This window comes from Caulobacter sp. HMWF025, assembly GCF_003060965.1.
Taxonomy (GTDB): Bacteria; Pseudomonadota; Alphaproteobacteria; order Caulobacterales; family Caulobacteraceae; genus Caulobacter.
This window is the reverse complement of sequence record NZ_QAII01000087.1, coordinates 3757-7397: the sequence shown is the minus strand read 5'-3', so window position 1 is coordinate 7397 and position 3641 is coordinate 3757. Positions and strand designations below refer to the sequence as shown.

Sequence of the window (3641 nt, the reverse complement as noted above, 5' to 3'; positions counted from 1 at the left end):
CTACTACACCAGCAACTAGTCGGTAGGACCGGCGGGCGGGTTCACCCTGTCCGCCGGTGCCTGACCCGCCGCCCCAGTCGGCGGCGCGTCTTGACCGCAAATGGGTATGCAAGGTCGGACACGCCCGGTGGCTTGACGATTCTGGCCGGCCCATGCGCACCGGAGGACTTTCAACATGGCGCTGCTCGACCTGCTCCGGCGGCCCAAGACGACCAAGGTCGCGGCGATCCCGGCGGGCTGGGTGGTCTATGCCGTTGGCGACATCCATGGTCGCCTCGATCTGTTCGATATGCTGGTCGAGAAGATCCGCAACGACCATGCGCGCTGCGTTCCGCGCCAGCGCGGTCTCGTAGTGTTGCTCGGCGACTATATTGATCGCGGGCCGTCGTCAGCCGGCGTCATCGACTCCATTCTGAATTTCGAAACATCGACGGGGCTGACGCTCCGGGCCCTGAAGGGCAATCACGAACAGGCCCTGCTGAATTTTCTCTCCGACCCGGTCGGCGGCGCGCCCTGGCTCTCCCACGGCGGGATCGAAGCCCTGGCCTCCTATGGGGTGGGTGCGCCACGGAGCCCGCAGCCGTCTGACCTCACCGAGATCCGCAACCAGCTGGCCGAGGCCCTGCCCGCCGCTCACCTGGCGTTTCTCCGCAGCCTGAAGACCCTGCTGGTGTTCGGCGACTACATCTTCGTTCACGCCGGTCTGCGACCTGGTCGTCCGATCGAGGAGCAGACGGAAGCCGACCTGCTCTGGATCCGGGACGACTTCCTGCGCAAGCCCTGGCTTGACGACAGTGTGGTGGTCCACGGCCATACGCCGATCAGCGCGGTCGACCTGGACAGCAACAAGATCGGTGTCGATACGGGCGCGTTCGCGACCGGTGTCCTGACCGCCCTGCGCCTGCAGGGGTCGCAGCGGGAGTTGATGCAGGTGTCGGTCGGCGGGCCGGCGGCAGACGGCCCGGACGGTGCGGGCGAGCTCTGATCGCCGGGTCACGAGGCGGCCTGGACCGGGCTGCCCGGCATGGCGCAAAGCTGTGAACGGGTGCTGATTTTCAGAAGCCGGCAGAAAGCACTCATTGAATCCTGTCGAATTCAGCTTCCGTTCAGCTCCCAGCTGATATTATGCATTATAGGTCATGAAACGGCCTTGCGCCTTTAAATGATCGTGTCTGCGTCCTGGTCGCCTGAAGATGACTGCGCCGTTCACGAATGAAACAGGGGGACTTGAATGTTCTTGTCGATGAAACCCATCGTGACGCTGGGTCTTGGTCTGGCCGCCATGATCGCGGCTCCCGTCATGACCATGGCCCCGTCGATCGCCCAGGCGCAAACGCCGGCGGCCGTAACGGGGAGCTATCGCCTCGGAGCCGGCGACAAGATCCGCCTGATCACCTACGGCGAAGAATCCCTGTCCGGAGACTTCGAGGTTTCAGGTGCCGGGACCATCGCCCTGCCGCTGATCGGCGAGATCAAGGCCATGGGCCTGACCCCCAGCGAGCTGCAGGCCAGTATCTCGAACGCGCTGCGCGGCGGTTACCTGAAGGATCCGCGCGTCAGCGTCGAGGTCTCGACCTATCGTCCGTTCTACATCCTCGGTGAGGTCAACAAGCCGGGTGAATATCCGTACGCCAACGGCCTGACCGTGATGAACGCCGTCGCGATGGCTAACGGGTTCACCTATCGCGCCAATACGCGAAAGGTCATCGTCCGCCACGGCGAGGAAGCCTCGGACAAGGAATATCCCCTGAACAGCTCGCTGCCGGTCGCTCCGGGTGACACGATCCGGATCAAGGAACGCCTTTTCTAGGCACCACAAACCGGCCGAACGACCAGGGGGCGGAGATGGCAGCATCTCCGCCCTTTTCGTGCGCGGATGGAGGGCCGGGCTGCCGGGGGCGGGCGTCATGCCACTGTCAATCGCCAGTGCCATTCTGGCACAAACGGGATTGTCGCTGCGGGTCATTCCAAACGAAAACAGGGGCCGAAGGGCCCCTGGGATCGTCGTCTGGCCCGCGAACGGGTGTGTCGTCGTGTCAGATCTAGCCCAGCAAACGCATGATCCCGGTGCCGATCATCGCCCAGGCAACGAGATTGAAGCTGACGATAAAGGCTGCCGAACGCCGGGCCGACCATCGGGCCGTGTCGCCATTGAAGGCCGTTTCGAGGCTGTCCTGCAGCATGCGGGCAGGGCTGGCATGGGGGGAATCGGCAATGGCCGCCGCGCGAATGAACGTTTCGTTCGCGCGCGGAGTGATCATGTCCGCCTTAAATTTCGGCTGAGCCATAAGCGAGTCTCCTTCTTGCCCTCGAATGTAAATTAAAAGGCTGTTCAAAGTTCTACCGGGCATGGTTTATTGACGGTAATATTTGGTTTTTCGGCGAGCTTAGTTCGCGCCGTTGTTTGATCGCTGGGAAGCTCCGCCTTCACCATGATTGAACGTTTCTATTGTCGTATGCGGGGCTCTCAAACACAGCCCTGCTCCGGCGACGATGCTGTCGGGGTTGGGGGTGCTTGGCTCGGACGAAGCTTTGTGCGAGGGAGTGCAAAGAACCTCGTTCGGCCTGGCGCGTACTGTAAGTTTGGGCGTTGTGCGATGGAGCGTCTGACAAGCCGGGGGGTGCAGTTCCAGTTCGGGCGGCACAGGGCTTGCTAGGTGTGACTCGGTTGAAACAGAGCTTGGAGGGGTTCAGTCATGTACGGGATTGAAACACCCATTGATGCCGGTAAAATCATGTCGGCGATGGGCACGGACAAACAGGTTCCATCCAAGACGATGAAGATCGAGCTTTCCACGATTGTCGATCTGGTCATCGCGTCCATCGCGCTGGTTTTCCTGGCTCCGCTGATGCTGATGGTCGCCATCGCGATCAAGCTGCAGGACGGTGGCCCGGTGATGTTCGGGCACGTGCGCATCGGCCGGCATGGCAAGAAGTTCCGTTGCCTGAAGTTCCGCAGCATGGTGACCGACTCCAACGAGCGCCTTGCGGCCCTGCTGGCCCGCGATGAAGATGCCCGCCGCGAATGGGCCGCCGATCACAAGCTGCGCAACGATCCGCGCATCACGCCGCTGGGCGCTTTCCTGCGCAAGTCCAGCCTGGATGAACTGCCCCAGCTGCTGAACGTGCTCCGGGGCGAGATGAGCCTGGTTGGTCCGCGCCCGATCGTGGACTCCGAAGTGGTCCGTTATGGACGCGCCTTCCCGCGCTATTGCTCGGTTCTGCCGGGCGTGACCGGCCTCTGGCAGGTCAGCGGTCGCAACAATGTCTCGTACCGCCGCCGGGTCGCACTCGACGTGCTGTACGCCAAGCGCAAGTCCTTCTCGCTCTACTGCTACATCCTTCTGAAGACCCTGCCGGCGGTTCTGCTCCGCGAAGGGTCGTACTGACGCAAGGCCGGGGCGGGCTCCTCAGGAACCCGCCCCCTCCCTGGTGTTCCGGTTCCGCCGGGTGTTCTCCGGCCTGAAGGCCTAGATCAGCCAGAAATCAGTCAGGCTGATGCTGGCCTTGTTTGACAGGGTCGCGATCTGGACCTTGTCCCCCGGGTCGCCACCCGTGGCGTCATAAAAGAGCCCGCCCGTGGCCGTGTCATACAGCAGGGCCGCATGGCTGTCGGCCGCATGGGGCGCGATGCCGCTGAC

4 protein-coding genes are annotated in these 3641 nt (G+C 62.9%); 3 read left to right on the top strand and 1 reads right to left on the bottom strand.

The annotated features are described in order from the left end of the window. The first annotated feature begins 175 nt into the window (after nt 1-175). Together DBR10_RS10110 and DBR10_RS10105 are read left to right on the top strand one after the other, a co-directional pair. Entirely contained in the window at nt 176-985 is an 810-nt protein-coding gene (locus tag DBR10_RS10110) for a metallophosphoesterase family protein (protein ID WP_108490589.1), read from the top strand. Nucleotides 986-1231: 246 nt separating this feature from the next. Continuing rightward, nucleotides 1232-1810, top strand: coding sequence for a polysaccharide biosynthesis/export family protein (locus DBR10_RS10105; protein WP_233243360.1), 579 nt, complete (start codon nt 1232-1234; stop codon nt 1808-1810). 232 nt (nt 1811-2042) lie between these two features. On the opposite strand, the gene DBR10_RS10100 is transcribed toward DBR10_RS10105, so the two are convergent. After that, a complete protein-coding gene (locus DBR10_RS10100) occupies nt 2043-2261 on the bottom strand; it encodes a hypothetical protein (protein WP_146184228.1) in 219 nt (72 codons plus the stop codon). A gap of 435 nt (nt 2262-2696) precedes the next feature. Here DBR10_RS10100 and DBR10_RS10095 point away from each other — a divergent pair, with 435 nt between their 5' ends. Beyond that, complete coding sequence (locus DBR10_RS10095; RefSeq protein WP_108506307.1) at nt 2697-3389, top strand: sugar transferase; 693 nt, start codon at nt 2697-2699, stop codon at nt 3387-3389. Nucleotides 3390-3641 lie beyond the last annotated feature (252 nt).

What these genes read in the sequence shown, in the direction of transcription:
- DBR10_RS10100 (WP_146184228.1), bottom strand. Translation starts at nt 2,261, where the DNA reads ATGATCACTCCGCGCGCGAACGAAACGTTCATTCGCGCGGCGGCCATT.
- DBR10_RS10110 (WP_108490589.1), top strand. Translation starts at nt 176, where the DNA reads ATGGCGCTGCTCGACCTGCTCCGGCGGCCCAAGACGACCAAGGTCGCG.
- DBR10_RS10095 (WP_108506307.1), top strand. Translation starts at nt 2,697, where the DNA reads ATGTACGGGATTGAAACACCCATTGATGCCGGTAAAATCATGTCGGCG.
- DBR10_RS10105 (WP_233243360.1), top strand. Translation starts at nt 1,232, where the DNA reads ATGTTCTTGTCGATGAAACCCATCGTGACGCTGGGTCTTGGTCTGGCC.